The 17,917-nt window shown below is 69.1% G+C and carries 15 protein-coding genes; 6 read left to right on the top strand and 9 right to left on the bottom strand.

All coding sequences use genetic code 11. The features are described 5' to 3' along the window. Window position 1: 1 nt before the first annotated feature. From OHV05_RS21840 to OHV05_RS21830, 3 genes are all read right to left on the bottom strand, one after another. Complete coding sequence (locus OHV05_RS21840) at window positions 2-910, bottom strand: carbohydrate ABC transporter permease (protein WP_405019168.1); 909 nt, start codon at window positions 908-910, stop codon at window positions 2-4. A gap of 2 nt (window positions 911-912) precedes the next feature. Then, on the bottom strand, window positions 913-1,908 hold the full coding sequence (locus tag OHV05_RS21835) for a carbohydrate ABC transporter permease (RefSeq protein WP_405019167.1): 996 nt from the start codon (window positions 1,906-1,908) through the stop codon (window positions 913-915). A gap of 102 nt (window positions 1,909-2,010) precedes the next feature. Then, window positions 2,011-3,297 (bottom strand): extracellular solute-binding protein, encoded by a 1,287-nt coding sequence (locus OHV05_RS21830; RefSeq protein ID WP_405019166.1) that lies wholly within the window; start codon window positions 3,295-3,297, stop codon window positions 2,011-2,013. A 332-nt stretch (window positions 3,298-3,629) separates the two neighbouring features. Between OHV05_RS21830 and OHV05_RS21825 the strand changes: the two genes are divergently transcribed. The 4 genes from OHV05_RS21825 (at window position 3,630) to OHV05_RS21810 (ending at window position 7,370) form a co-directional block, all read left to right on the top strand. Continuing rightward, entirely contained in the window at window positions 3,630-4,424 is a 795-nt protein-coding gene (locus tag OHV05_RS21825; protein WP_403034790.1) for a GntR family transcriptional regulator, read from the top strand. Window positions 4,425-4,597: 173 nt separating this feature from the next. Further along, entirely contained in the window at window positions 4,598-4,867 is a 270-nt protein-coding gene (locus OHV05_RS21820) for a DUF3311 domain-containing protein (protein WP_405019165.1), read from the top strand. Further along, window positions 4,864-6,510, top strand: a complete 1,647-nt coding sequence (gene mctP / locus OHV05_RS21815; RefSeq protein WP_405019164.1) for a monocarboxylate uptake permease MctP — start codon at window positions 4,864-4,866, stop codon at window positions 6,508-6,510. The genes OHV05_RS21820 and mctP overlap by 4 nt, the downstream gene beginning before the upstream one ends. A 113-nt stretch (window positions 6,511-6,623) precedes the next feature. Further along, window positions 6,624-7,370 (top strand): histidine phosphatase family protein, encoded by a 747-nt coding sequence (locus OHV05_RS21810; protein WP_405019163.1) that lies wholly within the window; start codon window positions 6,624-6,626, stop codon window positions 7,368-7,370. Window positions 7,371-7,618: 248 nt separating this feature from the next. Here the strand turns inward: OHV05_RS21810 and OHV05_RS21805 are convergent, their stop codons facing one another. Then, entirely contained in the window at window positions 7,619-8,560 is a 942-nt protein-coding gene (locus tag OHV05_RS21805) for a helix-turn-helix domain-containing protein (RefSeq protein ID WP_403034780.1), read from the bottom strand. A 309-nt stretch (window positions 8,561-8,869) separates the two neighbouring features. Between OHV05_RS21805 and OHV05_RS21800 the strand changes: the two genes are divergently transcribed. Both OHV05_RS21800 and OHV05_RS21795 read left to right on the top strand, forming a co-directional pair. Continuing rightward, window positions 8,870-9,364, top strand: a complete 495-nt coding sequence (locus OHV05_RS21800; protein WP_403034778.1) for a GNAT family N-acetyltransferase — start codon at window positions 8,870-8,872, stop codon at window positions 9,362-9,364. Between the two features lie 220 nt (window positions 9,365-9,584). Beyond that, a complete protein-coding gene (locus tag OHV05_RS21795; RefSeq protein ID WP_405019162.1) occupies window positions 9,585-11,735 on the top strand; it encodes an acyltransferase family protein in 2,151 nt (716 codons plus the stop codon). 56 nt (window positions 11,736-11,791) lie between these two features. Here the strand turns inward: OHV05_RS21795 and OHV05_RS21790 are convergent, their stop codons facing one another. The 5 genes from OHV05_RS21790 to OHV05_RS21770 form a co-directional block, all read right to left on the bottom strand. Then, the gene (locus OHV05_RS21790) at window positions 11,792-13,006 is read right to left on the bottom strand and encodes a glycoside hydrolase family 113 (protein WP_405019161.1); all 1,215 of its coding nucleotides are present in this window, start codon (window positions 13,004-13,006) and stop codon (window positions 11,792-11,794) included. 18 nt (window positions 13,007-13,024) lie between these two features. Then, window positions 13,025-14,473, bottom strand: a complete 1,449-nt coding sequence (locus OHV05_RS21785) for a glycosyltransferase family 2 protein (RefSeq protein ID WP_405019160.1) — start codon at window positions 14,471-14,473, stop codon at window positions 13,025-13,027. A 39-nt stretch (window positions 14,474-14,512) separates the two neighbouring features. Beyond that, a complete protein-coding gene (locus OHV05_RS21780) occupies window positions 14,513-15,262 on the bottom strand; it encodes a hypothetical protein (RefSeq protein WP_405019159.1) in 750 nt (249 codons plus the stop codon). A 144-nt stretch (window positions 15,263-15,406) separates the two neighbouring features. Then, window positions 15,407-16,888, bottom strand: a complete 1,482-nt coding sequence (locus OHV05_RS21775) for a glycoside hydrolase family 26 protein (protein ID WP_405019158.1) — start codon at window positions 16,886-16,888, stop codon at window positions 15,407-15,409. Between the two features lie 77 nt (window positions 16,889-16,965). Beyond that, entirely contained in the window at window positions 16,966-17,817 is an 852-nt protein-coding gene (locus OHV05_RS21770) for a hypothetical protein (RefSeq protein WP_405019157.1), read from the bottom strand. Window positions 17,818-17,917: the final 100 nt, after the last annotated feature.

Below are 17,917 nucleotides of genomic sequence, written 5' to 3'. Positions count from 1 at the left end.
GTCATCCCTTCACGGCACCGGCGGTGAGACCGGAGGCGATACGGCGCTGGACGAGCAGGAAGAAGATCACCACGGGGATGGCCATCATGGTGGAGCCGGCCATCATCGGGGCGTACTCGGTACCGCGCGTGGTGGTGAAGTTGCCGAGCCACACGGTCGCCGTGGTGTTGGTCTGGCTGAGCAGCTGCAGCGCGTACAGGTACTCGTTCCAGGCCTGGATGAAGCCGTAGATCGCGGTGGCCACCATGCCGGGCGCGAGCAGCGGGAAGACCACCCGGACGAACGCCCCGGTCCTGGTGCAGCCGTCGACCATGGCCGACTCCTCGAGCTCCTTCGGGATGTTCACGATGAAGCCGCGCAGGGTCCACACCGTGAACGGCAGCACGAAGGTGAGGTAGGTCAGGATGATGCCGGAGAGCTTGTTGTACTGGCCCAGGTCGTTCAGCAGCAGGAAGACCGGGATGATCATCGCGACCAGCGGGACCATCTGCACCGTCAGGATGCCGACGATGACCACCTTGCGGCCGCGGAACGCGAACCGGGAGATCGCCAGCGCCGCCAGCAGGCCGACCACCAGGCCGATCGCCACGGTGGTGCCCGCGATGATCAGGCTGCGGGTGACCGGGCCCCAGAAGTCGGAGACGTCGAGCGCGCGCTTGAAGTTGTCCAGCGTGATCGGGAACGGCAGGAACTTCGGGTCGTTCGAGATCGCGTACTTGTCGGGCTTCAGCGCGGTGTTGACCATCCAGTACACCGGGAAGCCGAGGATCGCGGCGACCGCGACACCGATCAGGTTGTAGAGGCTGCGGCCCTTCGGGCGCGGCGCCTTGGACCTGATCTTCGGAGCGGGAGCGGCCTTCGCCGGCAGTTCGGTCACGGCGGTCTCGCGCGGGGCGGCCGAGTCGGTCATCGTCACTCCACCTCTCCAATCTTCAGCATCTGGCGCATGTAGACGGCGATCACGCCGAGCAGCAGCAGAACGGTCAGCAGGGCGATGGCCGAACCCATGGAGTAGTCGTTCACCACGAACGCCTTGTCGTACGAGTACGTGGTGAGCAACTGGTACTCGGGCTCGGGGTGGCCGCCGCGCATCAGGAAGACCTGGGCGAAGACGCCCATGTCCCAGATCACGGAGAGGGTGGCCAGCATGACGATGATCGGCTTCAGCACCGGGATGGTCACGTAGCGGAAGACCTTGAAGGCACCGGCCCCGTCCATCCGGGCGGCCTCCTCCAACTCCTTCGGGACCTGGGTCAGACCGGCGTGCAGGGTGATCGCCACGAACGGGACCGCGCCCCAGACCACCAGCGCCATGATGATGGCGAAGCCCTGGGTGGAGTTGATGAACCAGTTGTGCCGGTCGAAGTCCAGACCGACCTTGGTCAGCAGCCAGTTGACGACGCCGTAGTCGGTGTCGAACATCCACTTGAAGACGGTGACGGCGACCACGATCGGCATCGCCCAGCTCGCCACCAGGGCGATGTTCATCAGGGTCTTCACCCAGCCGGACACCCGGACCAGCAGCATCGCGATCAGCAGGCCGAACACCATGGTGAAGCCCACCGCGCCGACGGTGAAGACGATGGTGCGGACGACCACGTCCCAGAAGACGCTGTCGCTCAGCACGGTGGCGAAGTTGTCGAAGCCGAGCCACTCGGTGGGCTGGAAGCCCCACAGCTGGGACTGGCCGAAGTTCTGGAACGACAGGGTGAGCAGGCGGACCAGCGGGTAGCCGAGGACAACGGCCAGCACGAGCATGGTCGGCGCCAGCAGCAGCCACGGAGTGGCGGTGCCGGACAGTCGGCTGCCCAGCGAACGCCCGGGCGTTCTCCCGGGGGCGGGCGCGGCCGCAGATGATGAGGGCCGCTGCGGCGGCACCTTCGCGGTGGATGTGTCGGCACTCATCACGTGCTCCTCAGCTACGCCTGGCGCTTGCATACTTCAGGGGCCCTACGACCGGGGCCCGCCGGCCCCCCTGGACTGCGAGGGGGCCGGCGGGCTGACGGTTGATCAGGCCTTGTTGATCACGGCGTCGATGGCGGTGTCGGCGTCCTTCGCGGCAGCCTCGACCGTCTTCTTGCCCTGGGCGATGTCCTGCAGGGCGTTCTGCAGGATGTTCGCCTTCTCGACCTGCAGCCAGCCCGGCGCGGTCGGGACGAACCAGCTGATCTCGGCCGCGGTCGCGGAGGCCGCGGTCTTCGGGTCGGCCTTGAGCGGGGCCAGCTGGGTCTTGTTGTTCGGCAGGTTGCCCTTGGCGATCAGGGTCTCCTGCGCCTTGCTGTTGGTGAAGGCGTTGATCCACTCGGAAGCGGCGGTCTTGGCCTTGGACTTCACCGGCACGGCGAGGTCCGAACCACCGAGGAAGGTGGAGAGGTTCTTGCCCGACGGGCCAGGCAGCACGAAGGAGACCAGGTTGTCCTTCAGGGTGCCACCGGTCTTGTCGAACTTCGGGTCGGCGGCGGAGCCACCCTCCCAGCCGGCACCGTAGATCATGCCGGACTGGCCCAGGCCGTAGACGATGTAGCGGTCCGCGTCGTCCTTGGTCAGGTCACCCTTCATGTACTTGCCGAGGGCGTCCTTCCAGGCGGTCAGGCCCTTGATGGCCTCCGGGCTGGACAGGGTGGCCTTCCACTTGTCGCCGTCCTGCTTGGCGATCGCGCCACCGGCGTCGGTGATGAAGGAGGCGGCGGTGTACCAGTCACGCGAGGGCTGGTACCAGGCGGAGAACTTGTCGCCCTGCTTGGCCTGGATCTTGTCCAGGGCCGCGGTCAGGTCGGCGTAGGTGGTCGGGACGGCGGTGACGCCGGCGGCCGCGGCGATGTCCTTGCGCCAGGTGGCCACGCGGGCACCGGCGTAGTAGGGGACACCGTAGGTCTTGCCGTTGTAGGTGGCGGAGGCCTTGAGGCCGTCCAGCCAGGCACCGCTGTTCTCGAACTTCGAGGCGTCCAGCGGGGCCAGCGCGCCCTTGATCATGTAGGGCAGCATCTCCGTGTTGCCCATCTCGACCACGTCCGGCACGGCGTCGGTGGCAAGAACGGAGTCGAGCTTGGTGTTCTTGTCCTTCCAGCCGTAGTACTCGTGGTTGATCTTGATGCCCGGGTACTTGGCGGTGATGGCGTCGTCCGACGACTTCACCAGGTCCGGCCAGTTCTGCTGGGCGTCCACGGTCAGCCACACGGTGAGGGCGGTGGGGGCGGCCTCCTTCGCGTCACCGCCGCTCTTCGCGTCCGAACTGCAAGCGGCAAGACCGACGACCATTGCTGCGACGCCGACCGCCGCGATGAGCTGACGCTTCACGCCATCCTCCTGAGGGATGCCCGGGTTGCCCCCACCTGGGAGCGACGTACCGACATATATCGGTGGAAAGCCTGTCGCGAACCCTTGGAACGGGGTTGGGGAATTCATGCTTGGTCTGCAGTGGTGTAGACCAGATGCCAGGAGCTTGGCCTAGACCAATGGGCGTGTCAACGGCTCCAGAACCAATCAGGACCACCCGTTATCAAGCCGACACCGCTCATCGTTCATCGCGTGATGAGGGCCCCGTTCACAGCCCATACGTGCAACGATGTGTGCCGATGACGAGGAAGCGTGGCCTGGGAAGGCTTCGCGAGCACCGGGAGATGCGGCGGATGAGCAGCGACGGGGGCACCACTGCCCAGGTGAACCACCCCCAGGCCAAGGGCCTGCCGACGCAGGGCGTCGCCGACCCGACCGCGCGCGTCCCTAAGTACTACGGACTGAAGCGCCATCTGCTGCAGCTCACCGAGACCCAGCCGGCCGGCACCCCGGTGCCGCCGGAGCGGGCGCTGGCGGCACAGTTCGACACCTCCCGGACCACCGTCCGGCAGGCGTTGCAGGAGCTGGTGGTCGAGGGCCGGCTGGAGCGGATCCAGGGCAAGGGCACCTTCGTGGCCAAGCCGAAGGTCGCCCAGGCGCTCCAACTCACCTCCTACACCGAGGACATGCGGGCGCAGGGCCTGGAGCCCACCTCCCGGCTGATCGAGGTCGGCTACATCACCGCCGACGACCGGCTGGCCCCGCTGCTGGACATCAAGCCCGGCGGCCGGGTGCTCCGGATCGAGCGGCTCCGGCTCGCCAACGGCGACCCGATGGCGATCGAGGTGGCCCACCTCTCGGCCAAGCGCTTCCCCGCGCTGCGCCGCAACCTGGTCAAGCACAACTCCCTCTACACCGCGCTGCGCGAGGTGTACGGGGTGACCGTGGCGGAGGCCGAGGAGACCATCGAGACCACGCTGGCCAACCCGCGCGAGGCCGGCCTGCTCGGCTCCGACCTCGGGCTGCCGATGCTCCAGCTCTCCCGGCACTCCTTCGACGCCGACGGCGCGCCGGTCGAGTGGGTCCGCTCGATCTACCGGGGCGACCGCTACAAGTTCATCACCCGCCTGCAGCGGCCCGCCTCCTGACGGGGAGCAGTCCGCTATCCGGGAAGTTCTGCACGGAGTAGTGACACGGGTCACCCGGTGACCTAGATTTCGCTGCCGTAGTGACAAGTCGATCACCACGGGTGCTGCTCGGCGGACGCACGATCGGTGCGTTGCGGCGCGTGAGGTGAGCCCTCACCAGCGGAGCCGTTCACATGTCGTCAGAAACCCCGGCCGGAGCGCGGCTCCCGGTGGTCACCCCCGCGCGGGTGCTCGCCGGACTGAGCCTGCTGCTCCCGGTCGTCGCGATGCTCTGGGTCTCCTCGTACACCAAGGAGACCCCCGAACTCGGCGGACTGCCGTTCTTCTACTGGTACCAGCTGGCCTGGGTGCCGGCCTCGGCCATCTTCACGGTGACCGCGTACCTGCTGCTGCGCCGGGACGAGCAGGCCCGCAAGGCCGCCGCGGACGGAGCGTCCGCATGAACCACACCGGCGTCAACTGGACCGCGCTGACGGTCTTCCTGATCTTCTTCGTGCTGGTCACCGTGATGGGCTTCCTGGCCTCGCGCTGGCGCCGGGCGGACAACGCCCAGCACCTGGACGAGTGGGGCCTCGGCGGCCGCAGCTTCGGCACCTGGGTCACCTGGTTCCTGCTCGGCGGTGACCTCTACACGGCGTACACCTTCGTCGCCGTCCCGGCCCTGGTCTACGGGGCGGGCGCGGCGGGCTTCTTCGCGGTGCCGTACACGATCATCGCGTACCCGCTGGTCTTCCTCTTCCTGCCGCGCCTGTGGTCGGTCTCCCGGGTGCACGGCTACGTCACCCCGGCCGACTTCGTCCGCGGCCGCTACGGCTCCAAGCCGCTCTCGCTGGTGGTCGCGCTCACCGGCATCCTGGCCACCATGCCGTACATCGCGCTCCAACTGGTCGGCATCCAGGCCGTGCTGGACGTGCTCGGGGTCGGCGGCAGCGCGGACAGCAACTGGTTCGTCAAGGACCTGCCGCTGTTCCTGGCCTTCGCGGTGCTGGCCGCCTACACCTACTCCTCCGGGCTGCGCGCCCCGGCGCTGATCGCGTTCGTCAAGGACACCCTGGTGTACCTGGTGATCATCGTCGCGGTGATCTACATCCCGATGCGGCTCGGCGGCTACGGGGCGATCTTCGACTCGGCCGCCCAGAAGTTCAGCGCGGTGAACCCGGCCACCGGCAAGCCGGTCGGCTCGCTGGTCACCGGGCCCAAGGCGCAGTGGACGTACGCCACCCTGGCGTTCGGCTCGGCGCTGGCCCTCTTCATGTACCCGCACTCGGTCACCGGGGTGCTGGCCTCCAAGTCCCGGAACACGGTGCGCCGGAACATGGCCATCATGCCCGCGTACTCGCTGATGCTCGGGCTGCTCGCGCTGCTCGGCTTCATGGCCATCGCGGCCGGTGTCGGCAAGGGCGTGAAGGGCTTCAACCCCCAGCTCTCGGTGCCGCAGCTGTTCGAGAACATGTTCCCGGACTGGTTCACCGGGGTGGCCTTCGCCGCGATCGGGATCGGCGCGCTGGTGCCCGCCGCGATCATGTCGATCGCCGCGGCCAACCTGTTCACCCGCAACATCTACAAGGAGTACCTGAAGCCGACCGCCACCCCGGCGGACGAGACCAAGGTCGCCAAGCTCGCCTCGCTGCTGGTCAAGGTCGGCGCGCTGGCCTTCGTCCTGCTGATGGACAAGCAGTTCGCGATCAACCTCCAGCTGCTCGGCGGGATCTGGATCCTGCAGACCTTCGTCTCCATCGTCGGCGGCCTGTTCACCCGGTGGTTCCACCGCGGCGCCCTGCTGGCCGGCTGGGCGGTCGGCATGGCCTACGGCACCTGGAAGGCGTACGGGGTCTCCTCGGCCGCCACCAAGCACTTCGGCGGCAGCTCGGCCGAGATCCCCGGCGTCGGCGAGATCGGCTACATCGGCCTGACCGCCTTCGTGCTCAACGTGCTGGTCACCGTGGTGCTCACGCTGGTGCTGCGGGCCGCCAAGGTGGCCGAGGGCACCGACGAGACCAGCCCGTCCGACTACACGGCCGAGGCTCCGCCCCGGTCGAAGGCGACCGACGCCCCGGAGGCTCCGGAGCCCGTCGCGGCGCACTGATTCGTCCGGGCGCACCGGCCCGGAGCGCGCGCGCCCTGTGATCGCGCCGTCCTTCCGGTCAACACTGGAAGGACGGCGCGATCATTCGTATGACCGGACACGGGGAGAAGAACATGGCGGAACCCAGCAGCAACGTCCTGAACGGCCACCGCAGCACCGTCGGCACCGCGACGCCCCAACCCTCGGTGCTGATCGCCACCAGACACGGCGAGAGCATCGCCAACGTCGAGTTCCAGCTCGCCGCCGAGACCGGTGCCCTGACCGTCCCGATCACCTGCCGGGACGCCGACATCCCACTCTCGCTGCACGGCCAGGCCCAGGCCCAGGCCCTCGGCCGCTGGTGGGCCGCCCTCCCCCCGGCCGACCGGCCGCGCTCGGTCTGGTGCTCCCCCTACGTCCGCACCACCGAGACCGCCCGGATCGCGATCGCCCAGGCGAGCGGGCTCGGCGCGGTGCCGGTCGGTCTGCCCGTCCGCCACGACGACCGGCTGCGGGACCGGGAGCTGGGCGTGCTGGAGATGCTCACCAAGGCCGCGATCGAGAAGGAGCACCCCGGCGAGGCGGCCCGCCGCCGCAAGATGGGCGAGCTCTACTACCGGCCGCCGGGGGGCGAATCGTTTCTGGACGTCGCCCTCCGGGTCCGGAGCCTGCTCCGTGACCTCCGTGAGGAGGAGGACGGCCGGCCGGTGCTGGTGGTCGCGCACGACTGCCCGGTCCTGATGCTCCGTTACGTCCTCGACCGCCTGACCGAATCCCAGCTCCTCGACCTCCCCCCGGTCGCCAACTGCTCCACCAGCACCTGGCGCAACCACACCGGCCACCTCACCCCCGACGGCTGGAACCGCACCGACCACCTCTAGGCAGACGCTGCGGCAGCCAGGGGCTCGGGGCTCTGCTGATGTGCGGCTCCGCCGCGCGGGCAACGCCCACCTTCTGGCAGGTGGCTCGGAAGAGTCAGGGGCTCGGGGAACTGCGACGCCGACCTCGTACAAGGTCACCGTTGCGTAGGTGGTCAGGCACTTTCGCAGTGATACCCGCCAGCCACGAACCGTCGCCGTTCCCCGAGCCCCTGATAGTGCAACCGAGCGCCCTGCCAAAGGGCCGGGCGTCAGCCGAAGTTGCGGCGGTACGCCTGCGGGGTGGTGCCCAGCCAGCGGGTGAAGTGGTGGCGCAGGGTGGCCGCGTTGCCGAAGCCGCAGGAGGCCGCCACCGTCTCGACCGGCTCGTTGGTGCCCTCCAGCAGGCGCTGGGCCTGCAGCAGCCGCTGGTTGGTGAGCCAGCGGTGCGGGGTGGTGCCGGTCTCCTGCTGGAACCGGCGGGCGAAGGTACGCGGCGACATGTGGGCCCGGACGGCGAGTTGTTCCACCGTCAGCTCCTGGTGGAGGTGCCGGCGCAGCCAGTCCAGCAGGCCCCCGAGCGAGTCCTCGTCGGCCTCCGGCAGCGGGCGGGCGATGAACTGGGCCTGCCCGCCGTCCCGGTGCGGAGCGACCACCATCCGCCGGGCGATCCCCCGGGCCACCTCGGCGCCCTGGAACTTGCGGACCAGGTGCAGGCAGGCGTCGATCCCGGCGGCGGTGCCGGCCGAGGTGATCACCGGGTCCTCGTCCACGTAGAGCACGTCCGGCTCGACCCGGGTGAGCGGGAAGCGGGCGGCCAGCCGGTCGGTGTGCCGCCAGTGGGTGGTCGAGCGGCGGCCGTCCAACAGCCCTGCGGCGCCCAGCAGGAAGGCGCCGCTGCAGATCGACAGCACCCGGGCGCCGCGCTCGGCCGCCGCCCGCAGCCCCTCGATCAGCGGCGCCGGGTACTCGTCCCGGATCGTGGTGGCGGCGGCGATCACCAGGTCCGCCTGGGCCAGCCGCTCGGCGCCGTGCTCGACGTCGATGCTGTAACCGGCGTGGGTACGCAGCTTCCCGGGCCGGTCGGAGGCCACCGCGAAGTCGTACACCGGCAGGCCGTTGTCGCTCCGGTCGAGGCCGAACACCTCGCAGGCCAGGCCGAGTTCGAAGGGGTGGACCTCTTCCAGTACCACGGTCACGACGTTCTGCAGCATGCCCCCAGGATGCCCGATGGCAGGATATCGACGCAACAGGGCTTTTCTGCCACTCGTCCGGCCGCCGGGCTCCGAGGAGAGTGGGGACATGACCTCCTCCACCCTCGCAAGCACACTGGCCCTGATCGGCATCGTCGGCTCGTTCGCCCTGCTGGGCGTGCTGGTCGGCCGGGACGTCGAACGCACCTCCCGGCACGGACGCGACAACTGGCAGCGCCCCGGCGGCTATCCGCGCGACCCCGCCCCCGGCGACCGGTTGCTCGGCACCCTCCTCGCCGCCTCCGAGCGGCGTTCGGGCACACTGGCGGCATGGACCTCGTCATCCGCCGCGCCGTCGAAGGCGATCTCGAAGCAGTCGGAGCCGTCACCCACGAAGCCTTCGTCGGTGACGGCCACAGCCCGGCCGACGGCCCTTACGCCGCCAAACTCCTCGACGCCCGCCCCCGGTTCGAGCAGGCGGAACTCCTCGTCGCGGTCGATCCGGCCGACGGACGAGTACTCGGCTGCGTGACCTTCGCGGTCGGCGGCACCGACTTCGCCGACATAGCCGAACCGCACGAGGGCGAGATCCGGATGCTGGCGGTCAGCGGCGCGGCCCGCGGCCGGGGCGCGGGCGAGGCCCTGGTCCGCGCCTCGATCGCCCGCAGCCGGGAGCTCGGCCTGACCGCGATGGCCTTCTCCACCCGCCCGTCGATGACCTCGGCCCACCGGCTCTACGAGCGCCTGGGCTTCCGGCGGACCCCCGAACGCGACTGGGAGGTCCGCCCGGGCGTCCTGCTGCTGACCTACGGCATGGACCTCTGACGGGTCGTCCGGCCCTCGATGACCGCTCCGGCCCGGCCGGGCACTATGCTCTGTCGACCGTAGAGCGATTCCCTCCGGTGTCCATCTGGTGACAGTCCGCCCCGCAGCAGCCGGGCGGCCCGAGGGGCACGACGGCAGAGGCAGCGAAGGAGCCCGGGGACCCATGCAGGACGTGCCGCACCACGAGAGATCAGGTCCAGCCGCACGAACCCTGCAGGACATGCGGACGGCCCGACGGTCCACCGTGGTTCCCGGTCGGAGCCGCTACGTCGTCAACGTCCCGCAGCAGCGCCGGTCCGGGCAGCCCCGCCCGGTGGCCCGGACCAACGTGCCGTCCGCCAACCGGTACACCGCGGTGGACGGACTGCGCGGCCTGGCGATCATCTCGGTGTTGCTCTACCACACCAACTGGTTCCCGAACGGCCTGTTCGGCGTCGATGCGTTCTTCGTACTCTCCGGGTTCCTGGTCACCCTGCTGCTGATCCGCGAGCTCGACCGGACCGGCCGAATAGCCATCGGCCGGTTCTACCGGCGGCGGGCCAAGCGGTTGCTGCCCGGGCTGCTGGTCACGCTGCTCCTGGTGGTCCTGGTGGCCCTGTTGTTCAGCCCGGTCCGGGAGGCCGAACGGCTCCGGCCCGAGGGCTTGGCCGCACTGTTCCAGGCCGCCAACTGGGCCCAGGTGGCCCGTGGTGGAGCCTACTGGGACAAGTTCGCCAACATCGACCCGCTCTCCGCGATGTGGTCGCTCAGCATCACCGAGCAGTTCTACCTGGTCTGGCCGCTGGTCCTGGTCGCACTCTTCTTCCTCTGCCGACGCTCGGTACGGGCCGCCGGCGCGGTCACCTTCCTGCTCTTCCTGGCGGCGGCTGCCGTCGCGCCGCTGATGTGGGACGGCCACAACGCCGACCGGCTCTACCTCGGCACCGACAGCCGGGCGGTCGGCTTCGCCGCCGGCGCGGTCGCCGCCTTCGTGGTCCACCTGGGCCGCCGGCGGATCCGCAGCACCGGTCCGGAGGGGCGAAGTTCCGTCGCCGTCACAGTGCTGTTCACGGTGCTCGGGACCGGGGCCCTCGCCTCGGTGCTCTGGCTGAGTGTCAAGGTGGACCAGTACCAGATGCCGTGGCTCTACCGGAGCGGCGGACTCGCTGTGGTGGCCGTACTCGTCGCGGTGCTCACGGTGGCCCTCTGCCACGATCGGGGCCCACTGGCCCGGGTGTTCTCGTTCGGCCCGCTGGTGACCACCGGTCAGATCTCCTACAGCCTCTACCTGCTGCACCTGCCCGTGTACTGGGTACTCCAGCAACACACCGACGACGCCCCGCCGTCCCGGCTGTTCTTCCTCGGCGGCTCGATCACCTGGGTGCTCGCCTGGCTCCTGCACCGGTTCACCGAGCGCATCCGGCTGACCGACTGGCGGGTGAGCCGGGCGCTCCCGATCATCACCTTGGCGGCCGTGGTGACAGCTGCGGGAGCCTGGTGGCTGCCACAGGTGATCGAGCACCGAATGCGCCCCGCCGGGAAGCCGGTCGTACTCACCCTCGGCGACTCGTTCGCAGAGGACCTGGCCGCGACCCTCTACCAGAACGGCAGTGGCCGGTTCGCCGTGGTGGACGGCGGGATCAGCGGCTGCGGTGTCTTCGCGCCCGAGGCGGTGCGTGGCACCTCCGGTGTGGAGTTCCCGACCACGGACGAGTGCAAGCGCAAGGAGAGCGTCTGGCAGCAGCGGCTGACCACCGCCGCTCCCGACCTGGTGGTGCTCCATCTCGGTTGGGATGCCGCCGAGCAGGGTGTGCAGGGGCAGTGGATCTCCCCCTGTGCCCCGGAGTACCGCGGCCTCTACTACCCGCGCCTGCAGGCCCTGGTGGAGCTGGTCCGGCGCGAGGCCCCGTCGGCCCGCGTGCTGCTGATGAACGAGCGCAACGCGAACGGCGCGATCGACCTGAAGTGGGGCTCCTGCTACAACCGTCAGGTCGAGGACTTCGTGCTGGCCTCCGAGGGGTCGATCCACCTCCTGGATCTCGGTGGTTTCCTGTGCCCCCGGGGCGTCTGCCGGCTTCGGGACGAGCAGGGCGCCCCGCTCTACCCGAGGAACGACGGCGTGCACCTGGCCCCGGCAGGCAAGGAACTGATCGCCCCGTGGTTCGAGGACGAGATCGGCCGAGCGCTCGCCGGGCCGGCCCCGGCCGCAGCGCCGTCACCCGTGCCCAGCACGCCCGAACCGGTGCCCTCACCGAGCGCGGCCGCACCCACGAGTACGCCCTCCGGCAAGACGACCCCCTCGTCGAAGCCGTCCTCGACCAAACCGAAGTCCGGCACCCCGAGTTCGAGCCGCCCGGCCGGCAAGCCCAGTGGAACCCCCAATCCGGGCTGACCGCACGGCTCGGGCCCGGTACCGGAATGATCCGGTACCGGGCCCGAGCCGTGCGGTCAGTGCGCCGGGACCTGGTAGTCGCCGCTGAAGCAATCCCGGATTGCCTGCTCGGTCGCCGACCGTCCCGCGAACTCCATCCGGGGAGTGTCCTCCTCCGCCTTCTGGTTCGGGTCGGTGCCGAAGTACGCCGACCAGAAGTACACCCCGCCCAGCTTGCGCTCGTTGGCGACCTGGCAGACAGCGGCGAACCAGCGGGCCTGCACCTCGTTGTTGGCCGCCCGGCGGGTGTAGAAGTCGCCGGGCGCCTGGTAGGCGCCCTGCTGAGCCGGGATGCCGACCTCGGTCAACGTGGTTCCCGGCAGCGGCCCCTTGCCCTTCTTGTCCAGCCAGGTGTTCCACGACGCCACCAGCTCGGAGACCGGTGCGTCGTCGGTGGACTTCCTGGCCGGGAAGTAGGCGTCCACCCCGATCTCCTGGGCCGGCACCTGGATCTGTCCCTTGACGTAGTTGTCCCAGTTGCTGTCGTACCCGATCCGACCGGGGAAGAGGCCCTTGGCCTGATCCATCAGACCCTGCCAGGACGGGTCGCCCTCCAGCGAGTTGAGCTCGGTGCCGATGGTGAAGGCTTCGGCCTGGTGCTCGGCAGCCATCTTCAGGTACGGGGTGAGCAGCTTGCTGTACGAGGCGAACCACCTGGTCCGGTCCGAGGGTGTGATGTTGCCGCGCCACCCACCGGCCTGCGGCTTCAACACGACCTCGTCGAGGATCGGCCGGATGACCGTACGCAGCCCCGCCCGGTGCGCGGCGTCCACCAGGAGTGCCAGCCGGTCCGGGGTCGGTGAGGTCGGCTCGGTGAACAGCTCGTTGGAGGTCCTGCCACCGGTGTAGAACGGGAAGGAGATCGAGATCGAGTTGGCCTTCAGCCCCACCACGTACTGGATGATGCGGTCGGCCTTGCCCTGGACGAAGTTCTCCGGGTCCGCCGGGTCGTCCAGCCAGTAGACCTGGATGCCCCACTCCGGCGCCCCCTGCTGCCAGGCTTTGGCCACTCTGGGCCCCTGGTAGGTGTCGGACGGACTCGGGCTGGCGGCAGGCGACTGCCCGCCGGACCCGGCGACGACCACCCCGGGGCCAGGATCGGGCGAGATCGAACTCCCGCTCCTCGCCGCCACCTTGTCGAACTTGAGCGGATGGTTGCCGAACACGAACGGCACCGCGACGGTGACCCCGACGACCAGCACCGGGGCCGCGAATATGACGAGACGCTTCACGAGATTCCTTGAGCCTGCTCAGGCCGGCTTTGCGATGACGACGAACTGGTTCTCCTCGCGGCGGAGGAACTTGATCAGTCCACGCAGTCCACCGAGTCCTTCCAGGAAGGAGAAGACCGGGATCAGCGCGACGATCGCGATCGGCTCCCACCACTTGCGCCGGTAGCTGGCCGAGGAGAGCGCGTTGAGGCGCAGGCCCTCCCAGTAAGTCCAGATCACGTAGGCGAAGTTGATCGCCCAGATGAAGACCACCGACTGGGTGACGGGCGAGGTGTTCATCGTCCCGGTGAACCAGGCGATCAACAGGATCAGCCCGACGTGCTGAAGCGGGCCGAGCACCCAGCTGACCATGCCCAAGCCGATGAAGACCCGGTACTTCAACGGGATGGAGCGGTTGAAGCAGAGCGCCACCAGGCCCCAGGCCCACCGCTCGCGCTGCTTGATGAAGTCCTTCAGACCGGCCGGCGAAGCGCCGTAGCAACGCCCGTTGAACCAATCGCTGCGGCCCGGGTAGCGGGTGCAGAAGTTCAGGGCGTGCTGAGCGTCCTCGACGATCGTGTCGGGCCCGAAGTCCCACCCGATGGTCGCTTCGATGGACGCCCGCATCAGCAGCAGCTCGCCGTGCACCCCCGCAGTCGGGGTGCCGGTCCCCGTCATCGCCCGGAACCGCGCGATGTCGTCGGCCGGGCGGATCGCGTCCGCCAGCCAGGTGAAGGTGTTGACCGCGTTCTCCCGCGGGTACGTCAGGATCCCCTGCGCCATGTGCTTGGCGTCGTCGCCGGCCCTGCGCTGACGGTTGATGAACTGCGCGACCGAGGCGGCGGTGTCCGGGCCCACACCGGTGTCGTCGTCCATGTGCAGGACCCAGACGTCGTCCTCCGCGTCGCCTTCGGCAATCCGGAGTTCGTGCGAGTAGTGGTTGGCCCTGGCCTTGAACTTGGTGCCGTTCGGAGTCTGGTACGTCTTCGGGACGGTGACCACCCGGATCAACGGGCTGCGAGCCGCCAGCTCGTCGATCTTCTCCCCCGCTGCGCAGCCCTCCTCGGTCAGGATCTCCACCCGGAGCCACGGGAAGTAGGCCGGCAGGTGGTCAACGTAGGAGAGGACCGAGCGCTCCAGCGCCGGATAGGTGTCGTGCCGGCCGATGGTGGGCACCAGCACGATCAGGAAGTCGTCCTCGGCCGGGGCCGGCGGCACCATCTGCGCCACCTTCCGAAGCCGCCGACGAACCATCAGGACGCCCTGGAAACCGATCAGGACGCCCATCACGGGCATCGACCAGACGATGGTCAGCACCCAACCGAGCGGGCTCGGGTTCGGAACGAACGACCAGACCGAGAAACCGAAGATCACCAGGAAGGATATGTAGAACGGGAGCAGGCCGGGCTTCCAGTCCTGGTGCCGCTCGGCCAGCCGCTTCGCCTCACGGGAGATCGCGGGCACGGGCCGCACGGGCGCTGTCGTCATGTCAGTCCAGACTCCTGTGAACGGGGTTCCGACGGTCCGCTATGCGGTCGGCTCGGTCGGCTGCGCGATCGGTGAGGGATCGGCGGCAACCTGCGGAGCGGCCTGCTGCGGGACCGGCGCTGCCTGCGCGGGGCCGTCGTGCGGCACCGGCTGCTGCTGCGGCCCGCCCCAGGCCGACTGCGGCGGGGCCGGGGCGAAGGGAGGGGTCGGGGCGAACGGCTGCGGATATCCGTACCCGGCTTGCGGTGCCTGGCCGAAGGCCGGCCCCTGACCGTACGGCTGCTGGAATGCGGGCTGTGGGGCGAAGTCCACCCGGGCACGGGTCGGTTGGCTGCTCTCGCCGAGGAACGACCTGGTCAGCAGCACGACCAACACCGTGGTGACCGACAGGCCGACGACGAAGGTGAGCAGCTTGAGCAAGCCCTCGGTGGTACCGGTGAACCACTCCCGCTGCGGGGCGTCGAACAGCGCACCGGTCAGGCTGCGCAGGCGGTTGTAGCCCTCGACCAGCGCGACGCCGATCACCACGCCCCTGGCCCAGTACCGCTCGTTGAGGATCAGCCAGGCCGAACCGAGGTAGATCACCCCGTAGTTGAGCCCGTTGGTCTCGGCCTGGGCCGCACCGTCGCTGACCCCGTAGTAGAAGATCCCCTGTACGAAGGTGGTGAAGCCCACCTGCCAGAAGCAGTTGTAGGCCGACCAGAGGAGCAGCACCACGCCCCAACAGGCGGCGACCCAGCCGACCGTACGTACGTGTCGGCCGGCGTACCCCAGCACCGAAGTCGACACCGGACCTCACCTTCCCTCAGATCGCAGTCCCCCGGCCGGACCCGGTAGTGGGCAGCCGTCGGATCGGTCAAACCCAAAAAGGTTCCCACATTGATCCGTCACAACCCGCACTCGTATGCACAGGGCCGCGGATCGTTACCAAACTCATCCCATGTGCAGGGCGGACCAGTCGAAGTTCACCCCGAAGCGCCCGTAGCCCCCGGTGATCGCCATCGGGCTGTTGTAGGTCTCCTTGACGTCGGCCCTGGAGTTGACCACCTGGCCCGGCGTCACGTTCTTCTCCGTCAGCGACTGCCCCCAGACCGTCCAGACCGTCCAGGGTGTCCGCTTCAGGGTGTCCTTCTGCCGGGAGTTCACCGGTACGGCGAAGGACTCCGCCAGCATCCGGGGCTTGTTGTACGCGGCGAGACCGTCGTAGTAGCGCTTGGTCCACACCTCGCCGGTGCCGATCGGGTCCCGCGGGCTGCCGCTGTAGTCGTCCACCCCGACCACGTCGACGTACTGCGCGCCGGGATAGTAGCCCCACGGGTCGACGCCGGGGGCGCCGTCCCAGGAGACCGGGGTCCAGACGAAGATCAGGTTGTGCAGTCCCCGGGTCTCCACCAGGTAGCGGTAGGTGATCTTCCACAGCTTCTGAAAATCGGTGCCCGACTGTCCCGACCACCAGAAACTCCGATTGCAGCCCGGCACGTTCATCTCGTGGTACGGCCGGTACAGAACGGGAACGTCGTGCGCGGCCAGGTACTCCAGGTGGTCGGCCAGGTAGCGCAGGTCCTCCATCAGAGCCCGGTTCTCGGCCGTGCCCGAGCTCTCGTCCACCACCCGGCCGAACCAGCCGCGGTCGGTCGCCGCAGGCGAGTTCTCGCACAGCACCCGGTCGAAGGACTTGGTCGGCGAGCCTGGGTAGGGCTCGTGGAAGGACATCCCGACGATGCCTGCCGGGCCACCACCGTTGTCCGGGAGCATCGTGGTGGTGCCGTCGCAGTTCTGCTGCACGCCACTGGCCCCGTAGGTCCCGTCGTCCGGACGCGGGTGACCGGACCACACCGCCGTCAGCAGGTCGACGGCGTCGTCGGCGTACTGCCACTTGGCTGAGCAGGACGGCCACTTGTCCTTCGAGTAGGACCGGGGGTTCCCCACCCCCCAAGTACTCTGTCCGTAGCCGGGACCGAGGTCGGCCTCGACGAATCCCGGCAGCTTGCCGGTGATGTCGATCGCCTTCTTGTAGTAGTACCCGGCGGTCTTGGTCCCCGCGTAGTCACCGTACGAGGGGTTGTAGAGCTCGTTCTGCACCTCGACGTGCTGGCCGACGACGGTGCCGCGCGGCTTCCCCGCACGGGCGTCCCGCTCGAGGTCCGCAAGCATCTGGTAGACCGAGCGGGCGTTGGGCGAAGCCTTCGGGTCCCGCTCCAGCAGGACCTTTCCGAGCTCGGCCGTCGGCACCCGGGGTGCTCGGGAGGATGGCGGTCCGGACAGGGTCGGCAAGGGCGCCAGCCCAACCGGTCCCGGCAGCGGATCGTCCGAGCTGACCGCGATCACCGCCGTGCACAGAGCGGCGACGGCCAGCCCCGCCGCGGTCACCTTGACGGCCTTGCTCCGCAGCACCCCCGCCGGTATCACACCCATCCCCCTGACGCTTGATCATCCCGACAGGGAGACAGTACCGGGGCGAGGCGAGGCGACCGACCCCGCGTCTCCCGTTGTCAGCTGTGGGGCTGTGACAGCGCGCGCTGGGTCAACAGCTCACGCAGGTGGTCGGCGAACGCCGGGCCACTGTCGGTCGCGGTCTGGTCAGCCGTGGTCCCCCCGGCCTTGGCCGAGCCGGCCGAAGTGAAGTAGGCGAACCGGCCGAGCGAGCCGTGGGTACTGGCGCAGCCGACCGTCTGGCAGAACTCCTTGACGTCGTCGGCCGGGAGTCCCTTGATGTGCCCCTTGTACTTGGTCATCGCGGTCTCCGCCTGGAGCTTCTTGTCGAACACCGCAACGCCGACCACGATCGCGCTGTCGCCGGACGCGTAGGTCGCCCGGAACACCTGCTGGCAGGCCTGACCCGCGATCACGTCGCCGAGGCCGCCGATGGTGGCGTTCCAGCACGGTGTCGTGGTGGCGACCGCGCGGCGGACCCAGGTGTGACCGTTGATGGTGAGCGAGTCCTCCGGGAAGAACGCGGTCGAGGTGACCGGAGCCTTGTCGGTGGTGACGTCCCAGATCGCCTTCGTGCTCTCGTCCTCGCCGGCCGAGGCCGAGGGCTTCGCCGGTCCGGACGCCTTGGGCGAGGCGCTCTGGCTGGGGAGGGCGATCGGGTCGTCCTTGCCGGAGCGCGACACGGTCACCGCGACCGCCGTCAGCGCGCCGACCACCAGCAGCGCACCGACACCCAACAGGATCCGGTTGCGGGTCTTCCGACGCTGCTCGCCCGCGGCTTGCTCCGCGAGCTGCTCCCAGTTCGGTTCGGTCGGCGGCGGCCCGTACCCGGGATACTGCGGGTACGACGACTGCCCCTGCCCCGGCGGCGGACCGTATCCACCGTTGTTCATTCCCGCCCCATCACTCATGAGCGCAGATCCTAGGCCATCGCCCAATCCGCTGGACAGAGGTGTCCCACGGTCCGGCACGGCACGCCGCCGGTCACTGCAGGCTACTCATGCGCTACAC

Source organism: Kitasatospora sp. NBC_00070 (genome assembly GCF_045041205.1).
Classification (GTDB): Bacteria; Actinomycetota; Actinomycetes; order Streptomycetales; family Streptomycetaceae; genus Kitasatospora.
This window is presented reverse-complemented; position numbering and strand designations above follow the sequence as displayed.

Coding starts and splice junctions, on each gene's coding strand:
- OHV05_RS21840 (WP_405019168.1), bottom strand. CDS start 910: ATGACCGACTCGGCCGCCCCGCGCGAGACCGCCGTGACCGAACTGCCG.
- OHV05_RS21825 (WP_403034790.1), top strand. CDS start 3,630: ATGAGCAGCGACGGGGGCACCACTGCCCAGGTGAACCACCCCCAGGCC.
- OHV05_RS21820 (WP_405019165.1), top strand. CDS start 4,598: ATGTCGTCAGAAACCCCGGCCGGAGCGCGGCTCCCGGTGGTCACCCCC.
- mctP (WP_405019164.1), top strand. CDS start 4,864: ATGAACCACACCGGCGTCAACTGGACCGCGCTGACGGTCTTCCTGATC.
- OHV05_RS21810 (WP_405019163.1), top strand. CDS start 6,624: ATGGCGGAACCCAGCAGCAACGTCCTGAACGGCCACCGCAGCACCGTC.
- OHV05_RS21805 (WP_403034780.1), bottom strand. CDS start 8,560: ATGCTGCAGAACGTCGTGACCGTGGTACTGGAAGAGGTCCACCCCTTC.
- OHV05_RS21800 (WP_403034778.1), top strand. CDS start 8,870: ATGGACCTCGTCATCCGCCGCGCCGTCGAAGGCGATCTCGAAGCAGTC.
- OHV05_RS21795 (WP_405019162.1), top strand. CDS start 9,585: ATGCGGACGGCCCGACGGTCCACCGTGGTTCCCGGTCGGAGCCGCTAC.
- OHV05_RS21785 (WP_405019160.1), bottom strand. CDS start 14,473: ATGACGACAGCGCCCGTGCGGCCCGTGCCCGCGATCTCCCGTGAGGCG.
- OHV05_RS21775 (WP_405019158.1), bottom strand. CDS start 16,888: ATGGGTGTGATACCGGCGGGGGTGCTGCGGAGCAAGGCCGTCAAGGTG.
- OHV05_RS21770 (WP_405019157.1), bottom strand. CDS start 17,817: ATGAGTGATGGGGCGGGAATGAACAACGGTGGATACGGTCCGCCGCCG.